This window comes from Micromonospora alfalfae, from assembly GCF_022230925.1.
Taxonomy (GTDB): Bacteria; Actinomycetota; Actinomycetes; order Mycobacteriales; family Micromonosporaceae; genus Micromonospora; species Micromonospora alfalfae.
Window position 1 is genome coordinate 14,658 of the sequence record NZ_JAKKFH010000006.1, and the last position, 23,646, is coordinate 38,303.

Annotated in this window: 15 protein-coding genes; 5 read left to right on the forward strand and 10 right to left on the reverse strand. The window is 72.8% G+C overall.

Annotated elements, in window-relative coordinates; all coding sequences use genetic code 11:
- Positions 1–89 precede the first annotated feature (89 nt).
- From MED01_RS04795 to MED01_RS04805, 3 genes are all read left to right on the forward strand, one after another.
- Positions 90–1,556: an MFS transporter gene (locus tag MED01_RS04795; protein WP_238667331.1), complete on the forward strand. Its 1,467-nt coding sequence runs from the start codon at positions 90–92 to the stop codon at positions 1,554–1,556.
- A 105-nt stretch (positions 1,557–1,661) separates the two neighbouring features.
- Positions 1,662–2,648, forward strand: a complete 987-nt coding sequence (locus MED01_RS04800; protein WP_238667332.1) for an SEC-C domain-containing protein — start codon at positions 1,662–1,664, stop codon at positions 2,646–2,648.
- A gap of 293 nt (positions 2,649–2,941) precedes the next feature.
- Entirely contained in the window at positions 2,942–3,397 is a 456-nt protein-coding gene (locus tag MED01_RS04805) for a nitroreductase family deazaflavin-dependent oxidoreductase (RefSeq protein WP_238667333.1), read from the forward strand.
- Positions 3,398–3,526: 129 nt separating this feature from the next.
- On the opposite strand, the gene MED01_RS04810 is transcribed toward MED01_RS04805, so the two are convergent.
- From MED01_RS04810 to MED01_RS04830, 5 genes are all read right to left on the reverse strand, one after another.
- Entirely contained in the window at positions 3,527–3,814 is a 288-nt protein-coding gene (locus tag MED01_RS04810) for a DUF6244 family protein (RefSeq protein WP_238667483.1), read from the reverse strand.
- A gap of 310 nt (positions 3,815–4,124) precedes the next feature.
- On the reverse strand, positions 4,125–4,766 hold the full coding sequence (locus tag MED01_RS04815; RefSeq protein WP_238667334.1) for a hypothetical protein: 642 nt from the start codon (positions 4,764–4,766) through the stop codon (positions 4,125–4,127).
- Positions 4,767–5,021: 255 nt separating this feature from the next.
- Positions 5,022–5,918 (reverse strand): hypothetical protein, encoded by an 897-nt coding sequence (locus MED01_RS04820; RefSeq protein ID WP_238667335.1) that lies wholly within the window; start codon positions 5,916–5,918, stop codon positions 5,022–5,024.
- A gap of 2 nt (positions 5,919–5,920) precedes the next feature.
- A complete protein-coding gene (locus MED01_RS04825) occupies positions 5,921–8,452 on the reverse strand; it encodes an FtsK/SpoIIIE domain-containing protein (protein ID WP_238667336.1) in 2,532 nt (843 codons plus the stop codon).
- Between the two features lie 97 nt (positions 8,453–8,549).
- Positions 8,550–11,246, reverse strand: coding sequence for a type 1 periplasmic-binding domain-containing protein (locus tag MED01_RS04830; RefSeq protein ID WP_238667337.1), 2,697 nt, complete (start codon positions 11,244–11,246; stop codon positions 8,550–8,552).
- A 144-nt stretch (positions 11,247–11,390) separates the two neighbouring features.
- On the opposite strand from MED01_RS04830, the gene MED01_RS04835 reads away from it, so the two are divergent.
- The gene (locus MED01_RS04835) at positions 11,391–12,923 is read left to right on the forward strand and encodes a M1 family metallopeptidase (protein ID WP_238667338.1); all 1,533 of its coding nucleotides are present in this window, start codon (positions 11,391–11,393) and stop codon (positions 12,921–12,923) included.
- A 124-nt stretch (positions 12,924–13,047) separates the two neighbouring features.
- Here MED01_RS04835 and MED01_RS04840 read toward each other — a convergent pair whose 3' ends face one another.
- From MED01_RS04840 to gltB, 4 genes are all read right to left on the reverse strand, one after another.
- Positions 13,048–13,545 carry a hypothetical protein gene (locus tag MED01_RS04840; RefSeq protein WP_238667339.1) on the reverse strand — a complete coding sequence of 166 codons (498 nt, stop codon included), beginning with the start codon at positions 13,543–13,545 and terminating at the stop codon, positions 13,048–13,050.
- A 69-nt stretch (positions 13,546–13,614) separates the two neighbouring features.
- A complete protein-coding gene (locus MED01_RS04845) occupies positions 13,615–15,012 on the reverse strand; it encodes an MFS transporter (RefSeq protein ID WP_238667340.1) in 1,398 nt (465 codons plus the stop codon).
- Between the two features lie 174 nt (positions 15,013–15,186).
- Entirely contained in the window at positions 15,187–16,722 is a 1,536-nt protein-coding gene (locus MED01_RS04850; protein ID WP_238667341.1) for a glutamate synthase subunit beta, read from the reverse strand.
- Positions 16,715–21,427 carry a glutamate synthase large subunit gene (gltB, locus tag MED01_RS04855; RefSeq protein ID WP_238667342.1) on the reverse strand — a complete coding sequence of 1,571 codons (4,713 nt, stop codon included), beginning with the start codon at positions 21,425–21,427 and terminating at the stop codon, positions 16,715–16,717. The genes MED01_RS04850 and gltB overlap by 8 nt, the downstream gene beginning before the upstream one ends.
- 144 nt (positions 21,428–21,571) lie before the next feature.
- Between gltB and MED01_RS04860 the strand changes: the two genes are divergently transcribed.
- Positions 21,572–22,417: a GNAT family N-acetyltransferase gene (locus MED01_RS04860; protein ID WP_238667343.1), complete on the forward strand. Its 846-nt coding sequence runs from the start codon at positions 21,572–21,574 to the stop codon at positions 22,415–22,417.
- A gap of 36 nt (positions 22,418–22,453) precedes the next feature.
- Here the strand turns inward: MED01_RS04860 and MED01_RS04865 are convergent, their stop codons facing one another.
- The gene (locus tag MED01_RS04865; RefSeq protein WP_238667344.1) at positions 22,454–23,641 is read right to left on the reverse strand and encodes an FAD-dependent oxidoreductase; all 1,188 of its coding nucleotides are present in this window, start codon (positions 23,639–23,641) and stop codon (positions 22,454–22,456) included.
- Positions 23,642–23,646: the final 5 nt, after the last annotated feature.

A 23,646-nucleotide genomic window follows, 5' to 3' on the forward strand; every position in this document is an offset into this window, starting at 1 on the left:
ACCCCGATCGCCCGGACCCCGACAGACCACCCCGTCCGACGACGGACGACAAGCCTTCATTCCCGTACGTAATCAGGGAGTTTCCTCTCGTGGCAGTGACCTCCCGACGCAGCTCGCGTCGGCTCACCTTCACCGTGCTCGCGGCCGGCGCCGGGTTCTTCGCGATGCTCCAGTCGCTGATCACCCCCGTGCTGCCGACCATCCAGCAGGACCTGCACACCTCCCAGAACACAGTGACCTGGGTCCTGACCGCCTACCTGCTCAGCGCGTCGATCTTCACGCCGATCCTCGGACGCGTGGGCGACATGATCGGCAAGGAGCGGATGCTCGTCGTCTCGCTCGCCGCCCTCGCCCTCGGCTGCCTGCTCGCCGCCATCGCGCCGAACATCGGCATCCTCATCCTCGCCCGGGTCGTACAGGGCATCGGCGGAGCGGTCTTCCCGCTGTCGTTCGGCATCATCCGCGACGAGTTCCCGGCCGCGCGGGTCTCCACCGCGGTGGCCGCCATCTCGGCCATCGTCGCCGTCGGCGGCGGTCTGGGCATCGTGCTGGCCGGCCCGATCGTCAGCACGCTGGACTACCGCTGGCTGTTCTGGATCCCGATGATCGTGGTCGGGCTGACCGCGGTGGCCGCGCACCTGTTCGTGCCCGAGTCGCCGGTCCGTACCCCCGGTCGCATCGACTGGCGCGCCACAGTGCTGCTCTCCGGCTGGCTGGTCGCGTTGCTGCTGCCGATCAGCCAGGGCGCCACCTGGGGCTGGACCTCCACCCGGGTGCTCGGTCTACTGGCGCTGGCCGTGGTCCTGCTGGTCGGCTGGCTGGTCACCGAGCTGCGCTCCAGCAACCCGCTGATCGACATGCGGATGATGCGCCTGCCCGGCGTGTGGACCACCAACCTGGTCGCCCTGCTCTACGGCGCGTCGATGTTCTCCATGTACGCGTTCCTCCCGCAGTTCCTGCAGACCCCTACCGCCGCCGGTTACGGCTTCGGGGCGAGCATCAGCCAGGCTGGTCTGCTCATGCTGCCGATGGTCAGTGCGATGTTCGTCGCCGGCGTCATCGCCGGGCGACTCCAGGCCGTCTTCAGCGCCAAGGCGCAACTCGCCACCGGTGCCACCTTCAACGTGGCCGCCTCCGCGATGCTCGCCACCGCACACGACACCCGCTGGGAGGTCGCCATCGCCGGTGGCCTGGTCGGCCTCGGCATCGGCCTGGCCTTCGCCTCGATGGCCAACCTGATCGTGGCCAGCGTGCCCGCCAGCCAGACCGGCGTGGCGACCGGCATGAACGCCAACATCCGCACCATCGGCGGCGCGATCGGCGCCGCAGTGGTCAGCGGCGTGATCACCGCCAACCCGCAGGCCAACGGCCTGCCCAGGGAGGCCGGCTTCACGATGGGGTTTCTCGTCCTCACGGCGATCGCCCTGGCAGCCGCGCTCGCGGCCCTCGCCGTCCCGTCCGCCCGGCGGCCGTCGGCCGGTCGCCGGCCGTCCGCCGCGACGATCGTCGAGTCGGAGCTAGCCGGCGAGTTCGCCACCATGCCGGCGACCCGCTGAGGAAACGTGTCGCAGCCCGGGCGGTTCGCCGCCCGGGCTGCTCCACGTCCAGGAGTACGCTGGCCGCTCCCCCACCCACCGACAGTCGTCTTTCAGGATGCGCCCATGTCCGAGTTGCTCACCGCCGACCGCATCGAGGAGATCGGCGCCCTCGGCTTCGAGAGCCCCGACCCGGCCGCGCTCGTCGCCGAACTGGTAGGTGCCGTCGACGAGGGTCGGGTAGCGGACCCCGACGACACCGGGTACGCCCTGCTGGTCGCCGCGGACATCCTGGAACAGGCCGGTGACCTGGCCGACGCACTCGCCCTGGCCACCCGCGCCATCGCCGAACAGCCGGACGACAACGCGTACGCCCGAGCGGTGCGCGGCGGTCTGCTGCTGCGCCTCGACCGCTCGGACGAGGGCATGGCCGAGCTGACCGCCCTGCGTCCGCTGCTGGAGACCGATCCCGCGGCCACGTACCTGATCGACGAGCTGGCCGAGTCCGGCCACGGCGACACGGCGTTGGAATGGCTCACCGGGGCACTGGACGCCATCCTGGAACGGACCCGCACCCAACAGCACGAATCCGAGGACGCCCAGGACGAGGCCGCCGCCATGATCTACGGCCTGGCCCAGCGACGCCACGACCTGCGCGAAGAGCAGGGTCTACCCCACGACGAGTACGACAACCTCGCCGACCGGCTGCGCGCCGCGAGCACCCACGCGCTCGACGCCCTCGACGACGGCCCGGCGACGCTGCTGTTCTGGCCGCAGGCGGAGTTCACCGCGCTGCTGCTGCGCTGGCCCACCCTGGTCGACAGCTACCCCGCCACCTGGGACGAGCACCGCGCCCAGATCGAACGCGCCCTCGTCGACGCCTCCGGGATGGGCGGCGCGGACCTGGGCGTGGTCGTCGGCACGGTCGCCGACCTGGCAGCCTTCGCCGAACGCACCGACAGCGACCCCACCAGCGAGGAAACCCTCGACGAGTACGCCGACAGCCTGGACGAGGCCGGCGTGAACGCCTGGCCACCCGGCCGCAACGACACCTGCTGGTGCGGCTCCGGCGCCAAGTACAAGAAGTGCTGCCTGCCGCGCTCGCGCGGCTGATCCTCCCCCGCCGGCTCGGTCCCTGCGGCCCCGGGAGCCTGCGGCCCCTGGAGGCCGTGTCCCTGGAGGCCGTGTCCCTGGAGGCCGTGTCCCTGGAGGCCGTGTCCCTGGAGGCCGTGTCCCTGGAGGCCGTGTCCCTGGAGAGCCTGATGCCTGTGAGTCATCACGATGACTCACAGGCATCACGTTCGACCACAACCGCCGGCACCCTCTTGAGCGCCGGCCACCGCATGAGCCCCGCGTATGATCGACACCCCGTTCGACCGTCCGGGCTCGACGATGGAGGCGATGGCGTGACCACACACGAGCAGCACGAGACGGTCGAGGACAGCCCTGTCGGCTGGGTCGCCAGCCACATCCGGCGCTACGTGAAGACCGACGGCGCGGACGGGGGCACCTTCCACGGCGTACCCTCGCTGCTGCTCACCACCCGGGGACGCCGATCGGGCACGCTGCGCCGCACGGCCCTGATGTACGGGCGCGACGGCGACAACTATGTGCTGGTGGCGTCCAACGGCGGCGCGGCCAGGCACCCCGCCTGGTACCTGAACCTGAGCGCCGACCCGGCGGTGGAGATCCAGGTCGGCGCGGAGCGGATCGTCGGTCGGGCCCGGACCGCGACCGGTGCGGAGCGCGTCCGGCTGTGGCCGGTGATGACGAAGGTCTTCCCGACGTACGCCCGCTACGCGAAGGAGACCGACCGCGAGATCCCGGTCGTCGTCATCGAACGCGAACCCGCCATGGATTGACACCTCTGGTCCGGCACGGGGGTGTCGCGCCGATCAGCGCGGATTCGAGCCGTGCGACCAGGGCGTCTGTGACGAGCGGAATCGCACGTCGCACTGGTGGTTGGTGGGTTGCTCTGTCACCACCCGTGGTCAATTGCCCAGCGCTCGGACCTTGGCGATCGTCTCCTGCACATGCTGCTTCGCGGGGTCACCACCCTGGGACGCCTGCGCGAGCGCCTGACGGTAGGAGTCGATCATGCTGATCAGCGGACCGGCGGCCACGCCTTCCAGCGCACCGGCGACGAGTGCCCGCGCCTCGGCCGCGTCTTGTGCTGCCGCTGCGGTCTTGGCCTTCGCCTCGTCCAGCTTCTGCGACGCCGCCGCCAACCTCGCGATGATCTGTGCTGCGCTCACGCGCACCTCCCCGTGATCGACCATCGCCTCCACCACCGCACCGGCAGAGACCACATGGGAGCGTACGAGATCCGCGCACCCAGCGCGACCGGCCGCCCGCTCCCGCGTCACCTCGTGGGCAGTGGTCCCTCCACGCGAGCAACTGTGCCCCGACCGAGTCCGTGTGGCGACCGAGATCTTGGACAGTTTCCGTTAGCTCGTAACGGAAACTGTCCACGATCTGGAGCGACGCGGGACAGCTGAGGTCGGGGTATCCCGATGGCACGGATACCCCGACTTCCGTGAACCCGAGTGGATCATGCCCTCCGGCGGGCCCGGACGGCCAGGCAGGGGGCTACGCCGACGGCGGGCCGCTCTGCGCCCGGCTGATCAGGTCGTGCAGCGGCTTGGTGCCGCTGCCGACCATCACACCCGTCACCACGGCGTCGACCCAGACTGCCACTCCGTTCCAGTCGGCACCGGCGACCGCGTGCAGAACGTAGAACCCGCCGGCGCTGGACGCCACTGTGGCCAGGCCGCTGGCGAGGCCCCACGCGACGATGGTGCGGTTCGCCTTCGCCCGCGCGACCTTGGCGGTGGCCACGGCGATCGCCTCGCGGTCGGCCTCGGTGGGGCCGTCGGCCCGGCTGGTCACGTCGGCCACCGTCCGGGAGAGCGCGGCCTCGGCGGCGCGTCCGGGAAGCCACCGCGAGAACGGTTCCAGGATCCGCTCGACCGCTGCGGCGAAGACCAACAGGGTGAGGAAGACACCTGTGGTGTCCTCGGGCTGGATCTTCGCCGCGGAGGCGCCGCTGCGCCAGATCAGCCAGCCCCCTACGGCGCCGACGGCGATCAGCCCGAAACCGGCGACCACCGCGCCCGGGCCGGCCTGCTGTGATGCCGTGACGACCGACGGCCCTGACTCCTGTTCGGAGCGAGGCGTCGCCGCTTCGGCGTTGACCGGCGGCGAAACGGCGATCCCGCCCCCTGCCGGCATCGGCTCAACCTCGGTGGACGTGTGTCCCTGCAATTCCCTGACCAACCTTTCGACCTACCGCTCAGGAGACGCCGAGGTGTGACGATCCGGAGCCCCGGCAAGCGCATTGCGCACCGATAGCGCTCGGGGCGCGAGACTACGGCACCGAGGCGGACACAATGGATGGCGGCGTCGTGTGCCCAGGTGGCCTGCCCGGCACGAACACGCTGACGACCGGCTGCGCGGCGAAGCGCAGACCGGATGTCAGGTCAGTCATCAGCGCAGGCCACGGACCATCAGCAGGTACGCGCAGTAGGCCATCGGCACCACCAGGAAACAGATCAGGAAACCGAGCGGCAGATATCGCGGCGGGGTGCCGGCGACCATCGCGGGCCGCCCCCACCGGCCCAGCACCAAATAGCCGCCGAAGAACGCCACCGCCGGCAACCCCGCGCAGATCCACGCGCCGAGGGTGAACCCGTCCACCAGACCGACCCCGGAGGCGAGCACCAGGATCAGCACGAGCACCCCGGCCGCCGCGCCGCACCCGGCGTAGACGGCGACCGCCCGCGCCAGCGGCGACCACGTCGGCAGCAGCGCTGGCCGCTGGGCCAGCAACTCCGTCTGCTGCCCGTGCCGGTCGGCCTCGTCGGCCATCCGCCGGGCCAGCTCCAACTCCACCGCCGGGTCGGCCGCCGCCGCGCGCTGCGCGGGCACCCCGCCGCCCGCCGGGCTCCCCGCCGTCGGCAGCGCCAGCCACGCCTCCCCCGCCGCCAACTGGGGGTACGCCCCGACCCCCGCCCGCCCCGGCGCGCCGGCTGCGCCGGCGACTTCCCCGTCCCCGGTTCCGGGTGCGGTGGGAGCGCCGGCAGCGAAGGGCGGGCCGGAGCTGGGAGCGGTGGGCACCCCGGCGCCGGACGGCGGGCTGGGCCAGGCGGCGGTCTCACCCGGCGTCCCCGGGGCCGGGGCAGGGGCAGGGGGTGGTTGGTCGATGCCGATGGCGCGGCCGAGCTGGTCGAGGCGCTGGCCCTGGGCGGTCAGCCGCTGCTGGAGGTAGTCGACGGCGGCGTGCAGGTCGCGGCGGCGCGCGGATTCGGCGGCGGCGTGCTGTTCCCCGGCGCGGTGCTGGGCGGAGAGTTGTCGGGCCAGCGCCGCGTACTCCTCGAAGGACACTGTCACCGCTCCCCGTCCGGGTCGTGCCCGTCGCCGACGAACGGAACGATCAGCCGGGTGCGCTGGTCGTGCCGGTCGATCAGCAGCGCCCGGTCGGGGCGGGGCGTGTAGGCCAGGTCGTGCGCTCCGAGGTGCATTGCCAGCTCGGCGCCGGGCACGTTGAGCGCGACCAGGCAGGCGACGTCGTCGCGGTTCTGGGTGCCGCCGAGGTCGTCGGCGAGCCGGCGCAGCCCCCGCCACCAGCCGAGCAGGTGCACCCCCTGGCCGGGGCCCTGACGCAGGACGGTACGCAGGTCGTCAAGACCGGAGCGGAACGTGGCGGGGTCGGTGGCCCCGAGGACGGGCGCGGCGGCGTCCATGCCGAACACCACAAGGTATTCGCGGCCGGTGGGCTCGACGGCCAGCGCGGCGATCCGGTCGCGCAGCCCGGCGGCGTCGAGGCGCTGCACCGGGTGGCCGGCGGCCCGCAGCAGCGTTTCGGTGTCGTCGGCGACCGGGTCGGCGGCGGTGACCAGGCAGGCCAACTGGAAGCGGGCGTCGCCGGGGGTGTGCTGGCGGGCCAGGCTGAGCGTCGCGGCACGCAGCACGTCCGCGCCGGCCGGTGCGGTGCCCACCACGGCGAGGTGCCGGCCGGGGGTGGTGTCCATCAGGAACAGTGCCGTGGTGCCGTGCACGTCGACGGTTCGGCCGACCAGGGCCATCGGGCGTCGACCACCGGGACGCAACCCGGCGAACGTGGTGTCGTCCTCGATCCGTGCGGCTTCGTACCCCTTGAAGACCGCTGGGGGCCGCGAGCCCGGCGGGCGGGCCTGCCACAGGTCGTGGCGTAACGCGGCGAGGTCCGCCGTGGCGGCGTGCGCGTCGGGGAAGCGCAGCACCGTGTCGGCGCCGACCGCGCCGGCGGCGGTGTTGACCACCGCGGAGCCGACCGGTAGGGCCGCGGCGGCGGCGTTGAGCTGGTCGAGCACTCCACCACCGCCGGGCAGCGCTACCCGCAACGCGAACTGCCCGAAGATCGCCTCGGCCCGACCGTAGAGGGCTTCGATGCCGGTCATGCTCTGGCTGGCGAGCACCAGGTGGATGCCGTACGAGCGGCCCTTGCGGGCCAACTCCTCCAGCAGGTCGACCGACTCGCGGGCCAGCGGGTCGTTGCCGGCGAGCAGCACGTGGAACTCGTCGATGACCGTCACGATGCGCGGCAGCGAACTGTCCCGGGGCAGGTCGGCGAGCTTGGTGACGCCGTGCCGTTTGAGTGCTGTGGCCCGGCGCTGCGCCTCCCGGCGCAGCTCACGCAGCACGGCGAGACCGTACTCGCGGTCGGATTCGATGCCGACGGCACGGGCGTGCGGCAGCCAGGACGGGTCCCGACCGGTGGGCACGAACTCGGTGAAGCTCACGCCCTCCTTGAAGTCGAGAAGGTAGAGCTGCAACTCGGCCGGCGAGTAGCGGGCGGCCAACCCGTAGAGGACGTCGAGGAGGAAGACCGTCTTGCCGGCGCCGGTGCGCCCACCGACCAGCCAGTGTGGGGTGGCGTCGTCGAAGGCGAGCGTCAGCGCGGTGCCGCCGGCCCGGCCGATCACCGTGCGCAGGCCGTTGCCGGCGGACTCGGCCCAACGCCCTTCGGGCAGCAGGTCGGTGAAGGGCAACGCGTCGGCGCGACGGGTGGCGGTGCCGAGGTGCTCGGCGAGCGCGCGTACCGAGGCGGGCGGCGGGTCGCCGTCGAGCAGAACGGGTACGGCGAGCCCGCTGCCGTCCGCGCTGAACGGGGTGCCGGGAGGGTCGCCGACGTGCGCGTACCCCTGGTTGAGCCGCACCGCTGTGGTGCCGCCCAGCGGCGGCGCGGTCTCGCCGGGCAGCCGGGACGGATGGCCGGCGAGCAGCACGCACACGGCGGCCGCCGGGCCGGCGTGGGTGAGCGCGGCGAGCCGGGCCAGCTCGCGCGGCGGCGGCGCGGCGGTGGCGACCACCACCAGCAGGCGACGGGCGGCGGGCTGACAGTGCTGCGCGGCGCGGGCGTGCTGCTCGGCGGCGTCCAGCAGCGCGGCAACCTCGGCCTCGCCGGTGGCCGGCGGGTCGAGCACCCCGGCGTCGAGCAGTGGTCGCAGTGGGCCGAAGGTGGCGCCGAGCGCTGCGGTGTCGATGCCGGCGACGCGGACCTGACCGGCCGGTGCGGTGGCGACGAGCCGCAGCACCAGCGCCCGCAGCAATCCGGCGACCTGCGGGTCCCGGGCGTCGGTGTCCACTGCGAGGTGGTGGCCGCCGCCGAGCGGGACCAGCACCGGAAAGGTGCCGTCCGCTGTGGACGCCTCGCCGATCCGCACCGCGGCCGGCTCGTCGGTCAGCGGGGTGACGCCCGGGGCAGGGGTTGCCAGTGCACCGCCGAGGCGGGCGAGGCGGGTCACCAGGTCGTCGGCGCCGACCGGCGCGACGGCGGTCGGCGCCGCCCCCAGGACGCTGCGGGCGGTGTCCAGATGTGCCCGGGCCGCCCGGTGGGAGTTGACCGCCTGCCCGTACGCCGACGCGAGCCTGCCCACCCTCTGCCCCCAACGCCACGGCCGCCTGGTCCCAGGAACCCTAACGGACACCGACGGCACGCGGACAGTCCTGCGAGGACGTGTCACGCCGGACCGGTCAGGCCGGGCCGCACGCCGCCGGGCCGGACCCGTCGGCGGCCCCGCAGCGGAACACCTCCACCGGCGCCGTCGCCACGTCGGGCACCTGCTCCACCCGCATCAGGGCCAGCCGCTTGTCGACCGGCTCCCCCGAGTCGGGAGTGAACCGGATCAGCCCGGCCACCCCCGGGTAGCCCTGACCGGCGTTCTGCCGGAGCACCTCCGCGTGCACGCCCACCGGGTTCACCGACTCCGGCTCCCAGCGTTGCCGGGGGTCGGCGTGGTGCAGTCGGGCGGCGAGGCTCTCCACCGCCCGGACCAGCATCATCGACGCGTCGTAGGCCAGGCTGACGCGCTCGCCGACCTGTTCCTCCGAGCCCGGCCGGCAGCGCGGCGGGTCGAGCAGGTCGTCGGCCTGGATCCAGGACAGGAAGCTTGCCCGCGCGTCGTCGTCGCGCCGGTCCTGGGCGGCCCGCAGCGCCGCGCAGGTGGCCAGGGCCGCCTTGGAGACGTACGTGACGGGCAGGTTCCCGGGCGCGGCGGCGCGCAGACCCGGGTTGGCCATGTACCTGTTGGCCGAGTCGTCGGCGACGAGGTGTCGGGGCGGGTTGCCGCCGCACTCGCGCAACGCCCGCAGGAAACCGTCGAACTCCGTCCATCGGCCCGCGTAGAAGAGCATCCCGGGGTAGCCGCACTCGTCGGTCAGCCGCTGCCCGGTGCGCCACTCGTCCAGGCGGGTGATCCGGGTGCCGAACTGTTGTCGGAGCCCGTCGACGAGGGTGCCCACGTAGAGGTCCTCGGTGAGCGAACTGCCCTCCAGGGTGGTGTAGAAGACGTGCGCGTCGTCGACCTTCAGCACCTGCTTGGCGTACGCGTCGACAAGCTTCACCTGGTCCTTGTTCGGTGCGGAGATCTGGAGGTAGAGGCGGGAGTTGGCGTCCATCCTGTCGGCGGAGAGGGTGGGCGCCAGCACCGGCAGCCCGACCTGGTTCAGCTCGCGCAGCGCGCGGGCGGTGCTGGTGCGGCTCTCCACCAGCCCGACCACCCCGAGCACAGTGGGGTCGTCCCGGGCCAGCTCGGCCAGCATCGCCACGGCGCGATCGGCGTAGATCATCTGGCGGCCACCGTTTGCCACCACGATCCGCAGCAGCGCCGCGCCGTCGGCGCCGGCCGACTCCTTCAGCAACGCGTACTGGGCGGTGGCCATCCCTTCGAGCTCCTCGCGCTCGGAGACGTACGACTCCTCGTCCGCGCGGGTCCGGTTGCCGGTGAGGGTGCCGAGGTAGACCAGGGTGAGGAAGGGCCGTCGTCGGTCGCTGCGCTGCCAGACCTCCTCGGCGGCGCGGTTCTGCGCGAAGATGCGCTCTTGAACTGTGCGCAGCCGGTCCTGGCCGGGGTCGTTGTTGAACACCTGGGCCGCGCTGTCGCTGTAGCCGACACACTCGCCGCTGCCGACCACCTCGACCGAGACCTTTCCGGTGAGCGAGGGGTGACAGCCCGGCCCCCAGCGGCTGGCCACCCAGAGGCCGAGCACCGCCACCAGCACCAGGCACAGCGCCGTCGGCAGGAAGCGCCGCGACCACCACGGCGGGTCGGGCGCGGAGAAGGGCCGCAGCCCGCCACGTGACGGTGGGCCGGTGTCGGTCTCGTCGGGGCGCAGCGCCACCAGCCAGGTGGCCGGGCGGCGCAGCCGTCGCATCTCCGGCAGCGCCCCGGCCCACTCGTCGTACGCCTCGTCGGCCTCGGTCAACGGGTGCGGTTCCGGCAGGTCCGGTGGGGGTTGCCCACCGGACGCGACGATCAGCAGCGGGTCGTTGCGGCCGGTCTCGGTGCGGACGTCGCCGAGCAGGCGGACCAGCTCCCCGCCGACGTTGCCGGGGGCGACGTGATCGATCAGCAGAGCCGGGTACGCGGTGCGCCGCCAGTCCGACGGGCGCCAGGGCCGACGCCGGTACGCCTGCCGCAGGTCCTCCAGGAACGCGTGCAGCAGCAGCTTGTTGACCTGGTCGGGTTGCTCCCCGTCGCGCCAGCCCGCGGTGAGGCGCTCGGCGAAGCCGAGGAAGGTGACCGACTGCCGGGGCGCCAGATACTGCTGGCGCATGAACCAGTTGTAGTGCCGCCCGAGCACCGGCACCCGACCGGAGACGGCAGCCCGGAAGACCACCCCCGGCACGGCGCGACGGACCAGCCAGAGCAGCACCTGGGAGGCGATGCTGACCGCGTCGCCGCCGGAGGGCAACGCCTCCGGCGTGCGCGGGCCCCTGCGGTCGCGCAGCCGGCGGACCAGTGCCGCGCGGCTGTCGTCGGCGTCGATGCCCAGGTTGAGGCTCTGCTGCATCAGCCAGTCGGCGAGCGGATAGTGCCGGAAGCGCAGCCGGGCGGCGCCGAAGGCCTCCAGGGAGAGCTGCCGGTGCAGCTCGCGCAGCAGCGCCGGCACGTCCCCCGCGCCGGGCGACGCGTCGGCGTCCAGCACGGCGTGCGGGACCCGCCGCCGGGGGCCCTGGCCGAGGAACCGGCGCAGCGGCACCATCAGATCCGCGGTGTCGGAGCGGACCAGCCACACCAGCGGGAGCCGGCGGTCGCCGCGACGGGGTCGCCGCAACAGCCGGGCGAGCAGCGCGAACAACTCCAGGCCGCCGGCCGGCAGCCGTTCCCGACCTGCTGTCGCCTGCCGTTGGCCGATCACCTCTCGCCTGGGCAACTCCGAGCGCCGCACGTGTCACCTCCGATCAACACAGTGTGACCTTGCGGTGCAACGCACGCCAGGGGGCGACGACCGACGATGGGTGTGGCGACCGGCGACGTTCACAGTTGTCGATTAAGTTGGCCTGGCGAACACCCGATGGAGGGAGTCCACCCCGTGCGACGAGTCCTCACGGCGGCCACCACCGCCCTGACCCTCACCACCGCCGGCACCATGCTCGCCGGCACCCCCGGCCAGGCCGCCCCGACGGGCTGGGGCCGTCCGGTCGTCTCCGCAGCGCCGCAACCCGGCGCGCCCGGACTGGGCGACAGCTACTTCCCCGACTACGGCAACGGCGGCTACGACGTCGAGCACTACGACGTCCGGCTGCGCTACGAACCGGCCACCGACCTGCTCACCGGCACCACCACCATCCTCGCCACCGCCACTGAGGACCTCTCGACGTTCAATCTGGACTTCCTGCTCGACGTCGAGTCGGTCCGGGTGAACGGTTGGGCGGCGAGCACCAGCACCGCTGGGGCGCACGAGTTGGTGGTCACCCCGGCCCGCACCGTGACCCGGGGCCAGCAGCTCACCATCGTCGTGCGTTACTCCGGTGTCCCGTCGGAGGCCCTGGTCAACGGCTACACCGCCTGGACGCGTACCGACGACGGCGCCCTCGCCGTCGGCGAGCCCGAGTCGGCGTGGTGGTGGTTCCCGAGCAACGACCACCCGCTGGACAAGGCCACCTACGACATCTCGGTGTCGGTGCCCACCGGCGTCGAGGTGATCAGCAACGGCGTGCAGCCGAGGCCGCCGCTGGCCGAGGCCGGCAACCGCACCCGGTGGATCTGGCGGACCACCTCCCCCACCACCACCTACCTGGCCTTCATGGCCATCGGCCAGTACGACATCGTCACCGACACCGCCCCGAGTGGCCAGCCGGTGATCAACGCGTACAGCACGTCGCTGGGGGCGCTCGGGCCGGCCGCGCGGGCCAGCATCGAACGGACCGCCGAGATCGTCGACTGGGAGAGCGGGCTCTTCGGCCCGTACCCGTTCGAGGCGCAGGGCGGCGTGGCCGGGCCGGTCGACGGGATCAGCTTCGCGCTGGAGACGCAGACCCGCCCGGTGTACGGGCCGGGCTTCTGGCGACGCGGCGCCAACACCTACGTGGTGACGCACGAGCTGGCCCACCAGTGGTTCGGCGACTCGGTATCGGTGGCCGACTGGCGCAACGTCTGGCTCAACGAGGGCTTCGCCTCGTACGCCGAGTGGCTCTGGTCGGAGGAGCAGGGCGAGGGCACCGCCCAGGAGGTCTTCGACTTCGCCTACGCCAGTTACCCGGCCGACGACGGGTTCTGGCAGGTGCTGCCCGGCGACCCGGGCGCCGCTCGGATCTTCGACAACGCCGTCTACGACCGGGGCGCGATGACCCTGCACCAGCTGCGGCTGGCGGTCGGCGATGACGCGTTCTTCGAGATCCTGCCGACGTGGACGGCCGAGCGCCGGTACGGCAACGGCACCATCGAGCAGTTCCAGGCACTGGCCGAGCGGATCTCCGGACTGGACCTTGACGACCTGTTCACCACCTGGCTGTTCACCGCCGGCCGGCCCGACGTGGCCAGCGCCGCCCGTAAGGCCGCTCCGCCGACCGAGCCCAGGTCCTGGGACAAGATCCGCGAGTCGCACCACCTGATGTCGCACTAGCCCCACCCGCCCGCGTCGATCATGGACTTGTGGTGCCTCACAGATGAGGCAAGGGCGTACCTTCTGCCCACCACAACTCCATGATCGACCGGCGGGGTCGGAGCAGCCTGGCCGGCGGCAGGGTTTACGGGGTTGAAGCTCCTGCCTCTTCGACGGCGCGGATGTGCCGGTACGCGAACCAGAGCGGCGGGAACGCCCCGACCGCGAAGGACAGGTCGACGACAGTCCAGAACCAGGGGATGTCCCGGATCGGGCCGCAGATCAGCGCCAGCGGAATGATGCCCGCGCAGGCGATCATGCCGACCTGCACCACCCAGACGTTGCGCACCGGGTCGCGCAGCGGCCCCCAGAAGGCCACCGCCAGCACCAGGTGGGCGAAGGCCAACCAGTCGGTGCCGTAGAGCAGGAACGGGTAGTCCTCGCCGGCCGTCACGAGCCCGGTGTGCACCCGCTCGATCCAGGCGACAAGCGCGGGCAGTTGGCCGGCGAGCGGGTCCAGTGCGCGCAGCAGCCAGCGCACCTCGATCTCCAGCGGAAACGCTGTGACACCGCTCAGGAAGAGCCCGATCAGCACGACCCACAGCCATCGGCGAGTCCGCCGTAGGCGTTCCTCGATCTCCATGATCGCAGCGTAACGATGATCTTCGTGTCGCCCTGTCCCGGAAGCCGGCCGCCGAGGGTGACAGCTGTCTCAGCGGTTCGTTACCGGCCCGGCGGTGACCAACTCCCGGAGCCGCACCCCGCCCGACCGCACCGCACCGGCTTCGGCGGGCGCGATGACGCAGACCGCACCGGTGGGCCGGACCATGCGGGCGGCCCGGAACGCCGCTCGTCGTACCGGATGACGAGGTCGCGGAACGACGAGCGCGAGGGTCGCCGCGCGGCCGCGCTGCCGGTCCAGGGCGACGCCGGCCGCCGTCGTGGCGATCGCCGCCGCGGCGCCGGCGAGGACGAGCGTCTGCCGGGGCCCGGCGTGTTCGGCGAGCCAACCGAGCAGCGGGGCGCCGACCGCGGCGGAGACCGAGCCGGTGACAGCCAGGGCGGCGAGCACCCGGCCCCGCATCGCGCCGTCGGTGTCGAGCTGGGCGCGGGTGCCGACTGTGGTGTCGATGACCACAGCGGCGGCGGCGATCGGCAGGATCACCGCGGCGAAACTCCAGGTGCCCGGTGCGAGGCCGGCGACGATCTGCAACCCGCTGGCGAGCAGGCCCGCGACGACAAGCGTCCGGTAGCCCAGCGAACGCCGTCGGGCCGCGACGAGCGCACCCACCACAGTGCCGACAGCGAACACCGTCGACAGCAGGCCGTACCCGGAGGCCCCGGCGTCCAGCGGACCGTCGCTCATCGCGGCCATGGTCACCTGGTAGTTGCGGCCCAGGCTGCCGAGCACGAACGACAGGGCGAGCGCGAGGAGCAGCACCGGCTGCCCGCGCAGGTAGGCGAACCCGGCGCGGACACCGCCCCGGGTCCGCCCGGCGTCCGGCACCGGGAGGCCGGGCACCGCTCCCGGGCGTACGGCGAACAGCGCCACCACCACGGCGGCGAAGCTGGCCGCGTTGATGCCGAACAGAAGGGCGGGTCCGACGGCGGCCACCACCACCGCGCCGAGGCTCATGCCGAGGATGCGGCCGGCGGAGTTGGTGAGCGAACCGAGCGCCAGCGCGTTGCCCAGCGTCTCCCGGTCGACGAGGCTGGCGGCCCAGCGCCCCATCACCGGGCCTTCGATCGCCGAGACGGCACCGGTGGCCAGCGAGATCGCGAAGATCAGCGGCAGGCCGCCGACCCCGGTCAGGGCGACCGCCGCCAGTCCGGCGGCGAGCGCCGCGTGGGCGCCCTGGGCGGCGATCAGCAACGGGCGGGCGGGCAGCCGGTCGGCCAGCACGCCACCCCAGACGCTGAGCAGCAGCGTGGGCGCCGCCTGGAGCAGCACGGCGAAGCCCATCGACGTCGCCGAGCCGGTTTCCTTCAGGACGTACCAGTTGACCCCGAGGACCTGCATCCACGTGCCGATGACGGAGACGAAGCCGGCGAGCGCCCAGATCCGGTAGTTGCGGTGGCGCAACGCGGCGAAGGTGGCACCTCTGGCCACGACGAACCTCCAGCAATCGGCAGCATGCTCACTCAGACCGATCGCGGCGCGGTTCGGCAGCCGACAAGTCTTGCCGGCTTAAACCTCTTTGCCCACATTTGTGAGAGGCTTCACCAGCGGGAATGCCCGGCCGGTGCGGCGGCGGACCTGCCGCACCGACCAGACAACCGCACCTCAGCGAGCGGCGAGGGCCTGCGCGGCCGGGCCCACCGGGGCCGGCAACGCACCGACACCGCCCAGATAGCCGTGGATGGCGGCGGCGACCGCCCGCCCCTCGGCGATGGCCCAGACGATCAACGAAGCGCCCCGGTGCATGTCACCAGCCACAAACACCCCGTCGGCGTCGGTCTGCCAGTCGTCGCGAGCGTCGATCGCGCCCCGAGGGTTGCGGGCCACACCGAACTGGGCCAGCAGCGGCTGCTGCTCGGTGCCCTCGAAGCCGATCGCCAACAGCACCAGATCGGCCGGCAACTCCCGCTCGGAGCCCGGCACCACAGTGACGACCCGCCGGCCGTCGCGCTTCTCCACTGTCACCTCGGCGATCCGCACCGCCCGCACCTGGCCGGCACCGTCGTCAACGAACTCCTGCACCGCCACGGCGAAGACCCGCTCGCCGCCCTCCTCGTGCGCCGGGTAACTGCGCAGCACCCACGGCCAGGTCGGCCACGGATCCCGTGCCTCGTCGCGCTCCTGCGGCGGCTGCGGGTACAGGTCGAGCTGGTGCACGCCCGCAGCGCCCTGACGGTGCGCCACGCCGAGACAGTCGGCCGCCGTGTCACCTCCGCCGATGATCACCACGTGCTTGCCGGCCGCGTCGATCGGCGTGCCGTCCGGCAACACCGCCGGCGCCAGCCGACGCTCGGCGGTGGCCACCACGCCGGCCTGGTCGGTGGCCGCCGTGGCGACCGCGCGATTCGCCGCGACCAGGTGCGCCATCGCCTGGTGTACGCCCCGAAGCGCCCGCCCCGGGGTCTCGGGGGTGTCCCGGCCCTGCAACGCCCCACAGGCCAGCAGCACCGCGTCGTGCTCGGCGCGCAACTGCTCGGCGGTGACGTCCACCCCGACGTTCACGCCGGTGCGGAAGCGCACCCCCTCGGCGGTGAGCTGGGCCAGCCGGGCATCGATGTGCCGCTTCTCCAACTTGAAGTCGGGGATGCCGTACCGGAGCAGGCCACCGATCGCGTCGTCGCGTTCGTACACAGTGACCGAGTGACCGGCGCGGGCCAGCTGCTGGGCGGCGGCGAGGCCGGCGGGCCCGGAGCCGACGACGGCGACCGACCGGCCCGACGGCGCCGGCACCGGGTGGGGGGTGAACCCGCGCGCCGCGGCGGCGTCGGCGATCTCCACCTCCACCTGCTTGATGGTCACCGGTTGACCGCCGGAGATGCCGAGCACGCAGGCCGCCTCGCAGGGCGCGGGGCAGAGCCGGCCGGTGAACTCCGGGAAGTTGTTGGTGGCGTGCAGCGACTCCACAGCGGCGTCCCAGTTGCCGGTACGCACCAGGTCGTTCCAGTCCGGGATGCGATTGCCCAGGGGGCAGCCGTCGTGGCAGAACGGGATGCCGCAGTCCATGCATCGGGTGGCCTGCTCACGGACCAACTCCTCGCCGGCCGGCGGGTACACCTCCCGCCAGTCGCTGATCCGCACCGGCACCGGCCGGCGGGCCGGCAGCCGCCGGTCGTAGCGCAGGAAACCGTTCGGGTCAGGCACGTGCCACCTCCTGGGCAGCCACCCGCGGGGCGGGCGGCACCGGCATCGCCGGCACAGCGGGCGCGGTCAGTTCCGTCATGACCGCGTCGTCGACGTCGCGGCCGGCTGCTTCGGCAGCCCGCATGATCTCCAGCACCCGGCGGTAGTCGCGGGGTACCACAGCGGTGAACTCGGCCACCGCCTCCGGCCACCGCTTGAGCAGCTCCTCGGCGACAGCCGACCCGGTCTCGGCCACGTGCCGTTGGACCAGTTCGTGCAGGAGCGACTGCTCCTGCTCGCCCAGCGGCAGCAGGTCGACCAGCTCCGCGTTGACCCGGGCCCGGTCCAGGTGGTGCACGAACGCCGTGCCGCCGGACATGCCCGCGGCGAAGTTCCGGCCGGTCGCGCCCAGCACCACCACAGTGCCGCCGGTCATGTACTCGCAACCATGGTCACCGACGCCCTCGACAACGGCGACCGCGCCGGAGTTGCGCACCGCGAACCGCTCCCCCACCCGGCCGCGCAGGAAGACCTCGCCCGCAGTGGCCCCGTACAGGATGGTGTTGCCGGCGATGATCTGATCCTCGGCCCGCTGCCCCGGCTCGGCGTCCGGGTCGAGGAACGGCGCGGCGGCGTCCGGACGGACGATGAGCCGACCCCCGGAGAGGCCCTTGCCCACGTAGTCGTTGGCGTCGCCGTGCAGGCGCAGTGTCACCCCGCGCGGCAGGAACGCGCCGAACGACTGCCCAGCCGTGCCGTGCAGCACGAACTCGATGGTGTCCTCGGGAAGACCGGCGCCACCGAAGCGACGGGTCACCTCACCGCCGAGCATCGCGCCGACGCTGCGGTGCTCGTTGCGCACCGCCACCTCGACCCGCACCGGCGCTCCGTCCGCCAGAGCCGGACGGGCCAACGCGATCAGCTCGTTGTCGAGCGCCTGCTCCAGGCCGTGATCCTGGGCGCGGACCCCGCGTCGGGCCGCGCCGGCGGGCAGCTCCGGCAGGTGCAGGACGGGCGCCAGGTCCAACCCGTGCGCCTTCCAGTGCGTCACCGCGGGGGCCACGTCGAGCAGCTCCGACTGCCCGATCGCCTCCTCGATCGACCGGAAACCCAGCTCGGCCAGGTACCCCCGGACCTCCTCGGCGAGGAAGAGGAAGAAGTTCTCCACGAACTCCGGCTTGCCGGTGAAGCGCTCCCGCAGCACGGGATTCTGGGTGGCGATGCCGACCGGGCAGGTGTCCAGGTGGCAGACCCGCATCATCACGCAACCCTCGACGATCAGCGGCGCTGTCGCGAAGCCGAACTCCTCCGCGCCGAGCAGCGCCGCGACCAGCACGTCCCGGCCGGTCTTGAGCTGGCCGTCGACCTGCACAGTGACCCGGTCACGCAGCTTGTTGAGCAGCAGCGTCTGCTGCGCCTCGGCCAACCCCAGCTCCCACGGGGTGCCGGCGTGCTTGAGCGAGTTCATCGGGGAGGCGCCCGTGCCGCCGTCGTGGCCGGAGATCAGGATGACGTCCGCCTTGAGCTTCGCCACCCCGGCGGCGACGGTGCCGACGCCGACCTCGCTGACCAGCTTGACGTGCACCCGGGCCGCCGGGTTGACGCACTTCAGGTCGTGCACCAACTGGGCGAGGTCCTCGATGGAGTAGATGTCGTGGTGCGGCGGCGGGGAGATCAGACCCACGCCGGGGGTGGCGTGCCGGGTCCGGGCGATCCACGGCCAGACCTTGTTACCGGGCAGCTGACCGCCCTCGCCCGGCTTGGCGCCCTGGGCCATCTTGATCTGAAGGTCGTCGGCGTTGACCAGGTATTCGCTTGTCACACCGAAGCGGCCACTGGCGATCTGCTTGACCGCCGACCGGCGGGCCGGGTCGTGCAGCCGCTCGACGTCCTCGCCGCCCTCACCGGTGTTGGACTTGCCGCCGAGGCGGTTCATGGCGATGGCGAGCGTCTCGTGCGCCTCCGCCGAGATGGACCCGTACGACATGGCGCCGGTGGCGAAGCGCTTGACGATCTCGGTGGCTGGCTCGACCTCCTCGATCGGCACCGCCGGACGGACCCCGGTACGCAGTGTGAACAGCCCGCGCAGCGAGCCGGCCTGCGCGGCGAGCGCGTCGACCTTGGCGGTGTACTGCCGGAAGACGTCGTACTGCCGGCTGCGGGTGGCGTGCTGGAGCAGGAAGACCGTCTCCGGGTTGAACAGGTGCAGCTCACCCTCGCGACGCCACTGGTACTCGCCACCGACCTCCAACCGGTCGGAGGTGGCGGTGCCGGCCGGCGGCCAGGCCAGCGCGTGCCGGGCGGCCACCTCGGTGTGCACGCCGGCGAGACCCACCCCGCCGATGCGGCTGGGGGTGCCCCGGAAGTAGCGCTCGACCAGCCGGCTGTCCAGGCCGACCGCCTCGAAGACCTGCGCACCGCAGTACGAGGAGACCGTCGAGATGCCCATCTTGGACATGATCTTCAGGACGCCCTTGCCGAGCGCCTTCGCGTAGTTGCGCACCGCCGCGGCGGGCTCCACCCCGGCCAACGTGCCAGTGGCGATCATGTCCTCGACCGACTCGAACGCCAGGTACGGGTTGACCGCCGCCGCGCCGTAGCCGATCAGCACCGCCGCGTGGTGCACCTCCCGGCAGTCCCCGGACTCGACGATCAGCGCCGCCCGCGTACGGGTCTGCTCGCGGACCAGGTGCTGGTGCACGGCCGCGGTGAGCAGCAGCGACGGGATCGGGGCCAGGTCGGCGTTGGAGTCCCGGTCGGAGAGCACCAGGATGCGCACGCCGTCCTCGATCGCCTCGGAGACGTGCCGGCAGATCTCGGTCAGCCGCGCCTTGATCCCGGCGGCGCCCTCCCGGATCCGGTACAGCCCGGAGACCCGGACCGCCTTGAAGCCGGGCAGGTCGCCGTCCTCGTCGATGGAGAGGATCTTCGCCAGCTCGTCGTTGTCGATGATCGGGTGCGGGAGCACGATCTGCCGGCAGCTCGCGGCACCCGGGTCGAGCAGGTTGCCCTCCGGCCCGATCGTCGACGCCAGGCTGGTCACCAACTCTTCGCGGATGGCGTCCAGCGGCGGGTTGGTGACCTGGGCGAAGAGCTGGTGGAAGTAGTCGTAGAGCAGCCGCGGCCTTGTGGACAGCGGCGCGATCGGGGTGTCCGTACCCATCGAACCGAGCGGCTCGGCGCCGGTGCGGGCCATCGGACCGAGCAGGATCTTCAGCTCTTCCACCGTGTAGCCGAAGGTCTGCTGCCGACGGCGCACCGAGTCGTGCGTGTAGACGGTGTGCTCGCGGGCCGGCAGGTCGTTCAGCTCGATCAGCCCGGCGTGCAGCCACTCGCCGTACGGCTGGGCCGCGGCCAACTCGGACTTGATCTCCTCGTCGTGCACGATCCGCCCGGCCACTGTGTCGACCAGGAACATCCGGCCCGGCTGGAGCCGCCCCTTGGCGACCACGTGGGCCGGGTCGAGGTCGAGGACGCCCGCCTCGGAGCCGAGCACCACAAGCCCGTCGTCGGTCTGCCACCAGCGCCCCGGGCGCAGCCCGTTGCGGTCCAGCACCGCCCCGACGATCTCGCCGTCGGTGAAGGCCACCGACGCCGGGCCGTCCCACGGCTCCATCAGGCTGGCGTGGAAGCGGTAGAAGGCGCGCTTGGCCGGGTCCATCCCCGGGTCGTTCTCCCAGGCCTCGGGGATCATCATCAGCACCGCGTGCGGCAGGCTCCGCCCGGCCAGGTGCAGCAGCTCCAGCACCTCGTCGAAGTTCGCCGAGTCGGAGGCTGCGGGGGTGCAGACCGGGAAGACCCGCCGGATGTTCCCCGGCACGTTCGGCGAGCGCAGAAGCGCCTCGCGCGCCTGCATCCAGTTGCGGTTGCCCCGGATCGTGTTGATCTCGCCGTTGTGGGCGATGAACCGGTACGGGTGCGCCAGCGGCCAGGACGGGAAGGTGTTCGTGGAGAAGCGGGAGTGCACCAGCGCGATCGCGCTGTCCACCCGCTCGTCGCGCAGGTCCGGGTAGAACGCCGGCAACTGGTCGGGCGTGAGCATGCCCTTGTAGACCATGGTGCGGCTGGACAGCGACGGGAAGTACGCCGGAACACCACGCTCGGCGGTTTCCCGTTCGGCCTGCTTGCGCAGGCAGAACGCCACCCGGTCCAGGTCGAGGCCGCGCAGCGGGGAGCCGGCCGGCCCGTCGGGCGCGTCGGTGAGGCGGTGCGCGGCCAGGAAGAGCTGCCGGACCCGGGGCATCGCCGCCAGGGCGGTCTCGCCCAGGTCACTCGGGTCGGTCGGCACGTCCCGCCAGCCGAGCACGTCGGCACCCTCGACCAGTGCGTACTTCTCGACCACCCGGCGGGCTCGCGCCTCGGCGGCATCGTCGTCGGGAAGGAAGACCAGCCCCGTGGCGTACTCGCCGGCCGGAGGAAGCGCGACGTCGGCCACCGCGCGCAGGAACGCGTCAGGCACCTGGATCATGATGCCGGCGCCGTCGCCGGTGTTCGGCTCCGCGCCACGGGCGCCCCGGTGGTCCAGCCGACAGAGCGCGCCGAGCCCATTGGCGACGACCGAGTGTGAACGCCGGCCGTGCAGGTCCGCCACGAAGGCCACGCCGCAGGCATCGTGCTCCTGCGCTGGGTCGTAGAGGCCCTGGGCGGACGGATGGGGGTGGGGCGTCGGGGACGCCTGTGGGCTGTGCGGGTGCGGCTGTTCTGTGTCCGCGTACGGCTGAGCCACCGGGCCTCCTGTCGTCACTCAGGTTGGATCATGGTGGGGACGACGTCGGCCCGTGGGTCTATTGAGTCTACGTTAGGGCCGGGGTCGCACGGCCACCCGAGATTGATCACACCGTCCACTGGCTGGGACGTGTAGTCTCGCGCGGTGGATCCGCTACACAAGCACGTCTTCGACCGGTTGGAACGCTTCTACGACGCGGTGCCCCGCGACGTCGCCGGTGCGGAGGAGCATGGCGCGCTGGTGTTGTTCGTCCGCGAAGGCGCCGGTTGGCCGTTCTACGCCCGTCCCCGGATCGACGCCACTGAGCCGCCGTCGCTGGCCGACGTGGTCTCGGTTCGCGAACGCCAGCGGAAGCTGGGCCTGCCAGAAGCGTTCGAGTGGGTGCACGAGACGACCCCGGAGTTGCTGGCGGTGGCCCGCTCGGCGGGGCTCAGCGTGCTGGAGGCGCCGCTGATGGTGCTTGACCCGAGCGCGCTGCCGGACCCGGCGACGCTCTCCGACGCGGCGGTACGGGTGCTGGCAGCTGACTCCCCCGGCTTCGCCGCCGATGTCGCCGCACGACGTGCGGTGGCAGCGGTGGCATTCGCCGCGGCCGGCACCGCGCCCGGCGAGGCGGGCCCGGCCGAACGCGACGCCGCCGTCACCGAACTCGAACTGGCCGCGCTCGACGAGGAGCGTGCCCGGATCGCCGACGGGCGACGGATCTCCGCGCTGGCCGGCACGCCGACCGAGGGCGCGCTGGCCAGCGGCATGGCGATGCGGGTGCACGACGTCGCGGAGATCGCCGGGGTGGCCACCCTGCCGTCCGCCCGGCGACGCGGGCTGGGCGCCGCGCTCACCGCCACCCTGGCCCGGGAACTGCTGGCCGCCGGCACCGAGCTGGTCTTCCTCTCCGCGGGCAGCGAGGAGATCGCGCGGGTCTACCTGCGGGTCGGCTTCCGCCGAATCGGCACCGCCTGCATCGCCGAACCCGCCGCCCTCATCCCCTGACCTGCCCCACTGCGCTGACCTGCCTCGCGTCCGAGGTCAGGTCGGTGGGCGCCACTGGGCGGCGGAGGCGGCGGCGCTGGAGAGCAGCCGGGAGTTGATCGTGCCCAGCGCGGCGTCCCGGGCGCGCAGCGCCAACCGGCCCCGGGTCTGGAGCACCGCCGACATCCGCCGGGTCTGGCGGACCACCGTCGCGGCCCGGGGGCGGCGCACCCGGTCGTACGTCTGCACGGCGTCGGGCAGCCGGGCCTCCCGCAGCAGCGACGCGAGCGTCGCGGCGTCCTCGAACGCGAGGCAGGCGCCCTGCCCGAGGTGCGGCGGCATGGCGTGCGCCGCGTCACCGAGGAGCACCACCCCACCGGGCCCGACCGGAAAGCCGTACGCCCGGGGCAGCGGGCGCAGCTCACGAACCTCCTGTTGGACCAGGTCGGCCGGGTCGGTGGCGTCGAGCAGCGCGCCGACCGGCGCGGGCCAGCCCGCGTACCAGCGGCGCAGCAGGGCGAGTTGGGTCTCCGGTGGTTCCGGGCGGGGCGCGCCGGCGGCGGTGGCCACCCAGTAGATGCCGCCCCTGGTGGACCCGCCCGAGGAGCCGCGCTCACCCAGCGACGCGGCCACGAACCGGTAACCCGCGCCGAGAATCTCACCGGCCAGCGGCTGATCGTCGGGGAGCCGAGGTGCCTGGTACCACGGGATGACAGCCCGCCAGGCGGCGCATCCGGAGCTGACCACCCGGGACTCGGGCGCGAGTTGGCGGCGGATGCCGCTGTCAGTGCCGTCGGCGGCCACCACCAGATCGGCCTCGATGGTGTGCCGCCCGTCGCTGACTCCCGGCCGCTCGCCCGGCTCGACGCGGACGTGGCGCACTGTCACCCCGGTCCGCAACTCGACCCGTTCGCCGAGGCCGGCGATCAGCGCGTCGTGCAGATCCTCCCGGTGCACCACCACCGGCATCCGGTCGGCCGGGATGGGTCGGGGCTGCACGAGCCAGTGCCCGTCCGGGCGACGGACCCCGCCGTCGGGCAACGGGGTGGCGATGGCGGCCAGGCCGGCGCCGAGGCCGAGGGCCTGGAGCGCGCGGACGCCGTTGGGCCAGAGCACCACCGCGGTCGGCTCGGGGCGGATCCGTTCGGCGCGTTCCAACACTGTGACCTGCCAGCCGGAACGGGCCAGCGCGCCGGCCACCGCGAGGCCACCCACCCCTGCGCCGACCACCACCGCGCTTCGCATCGGTG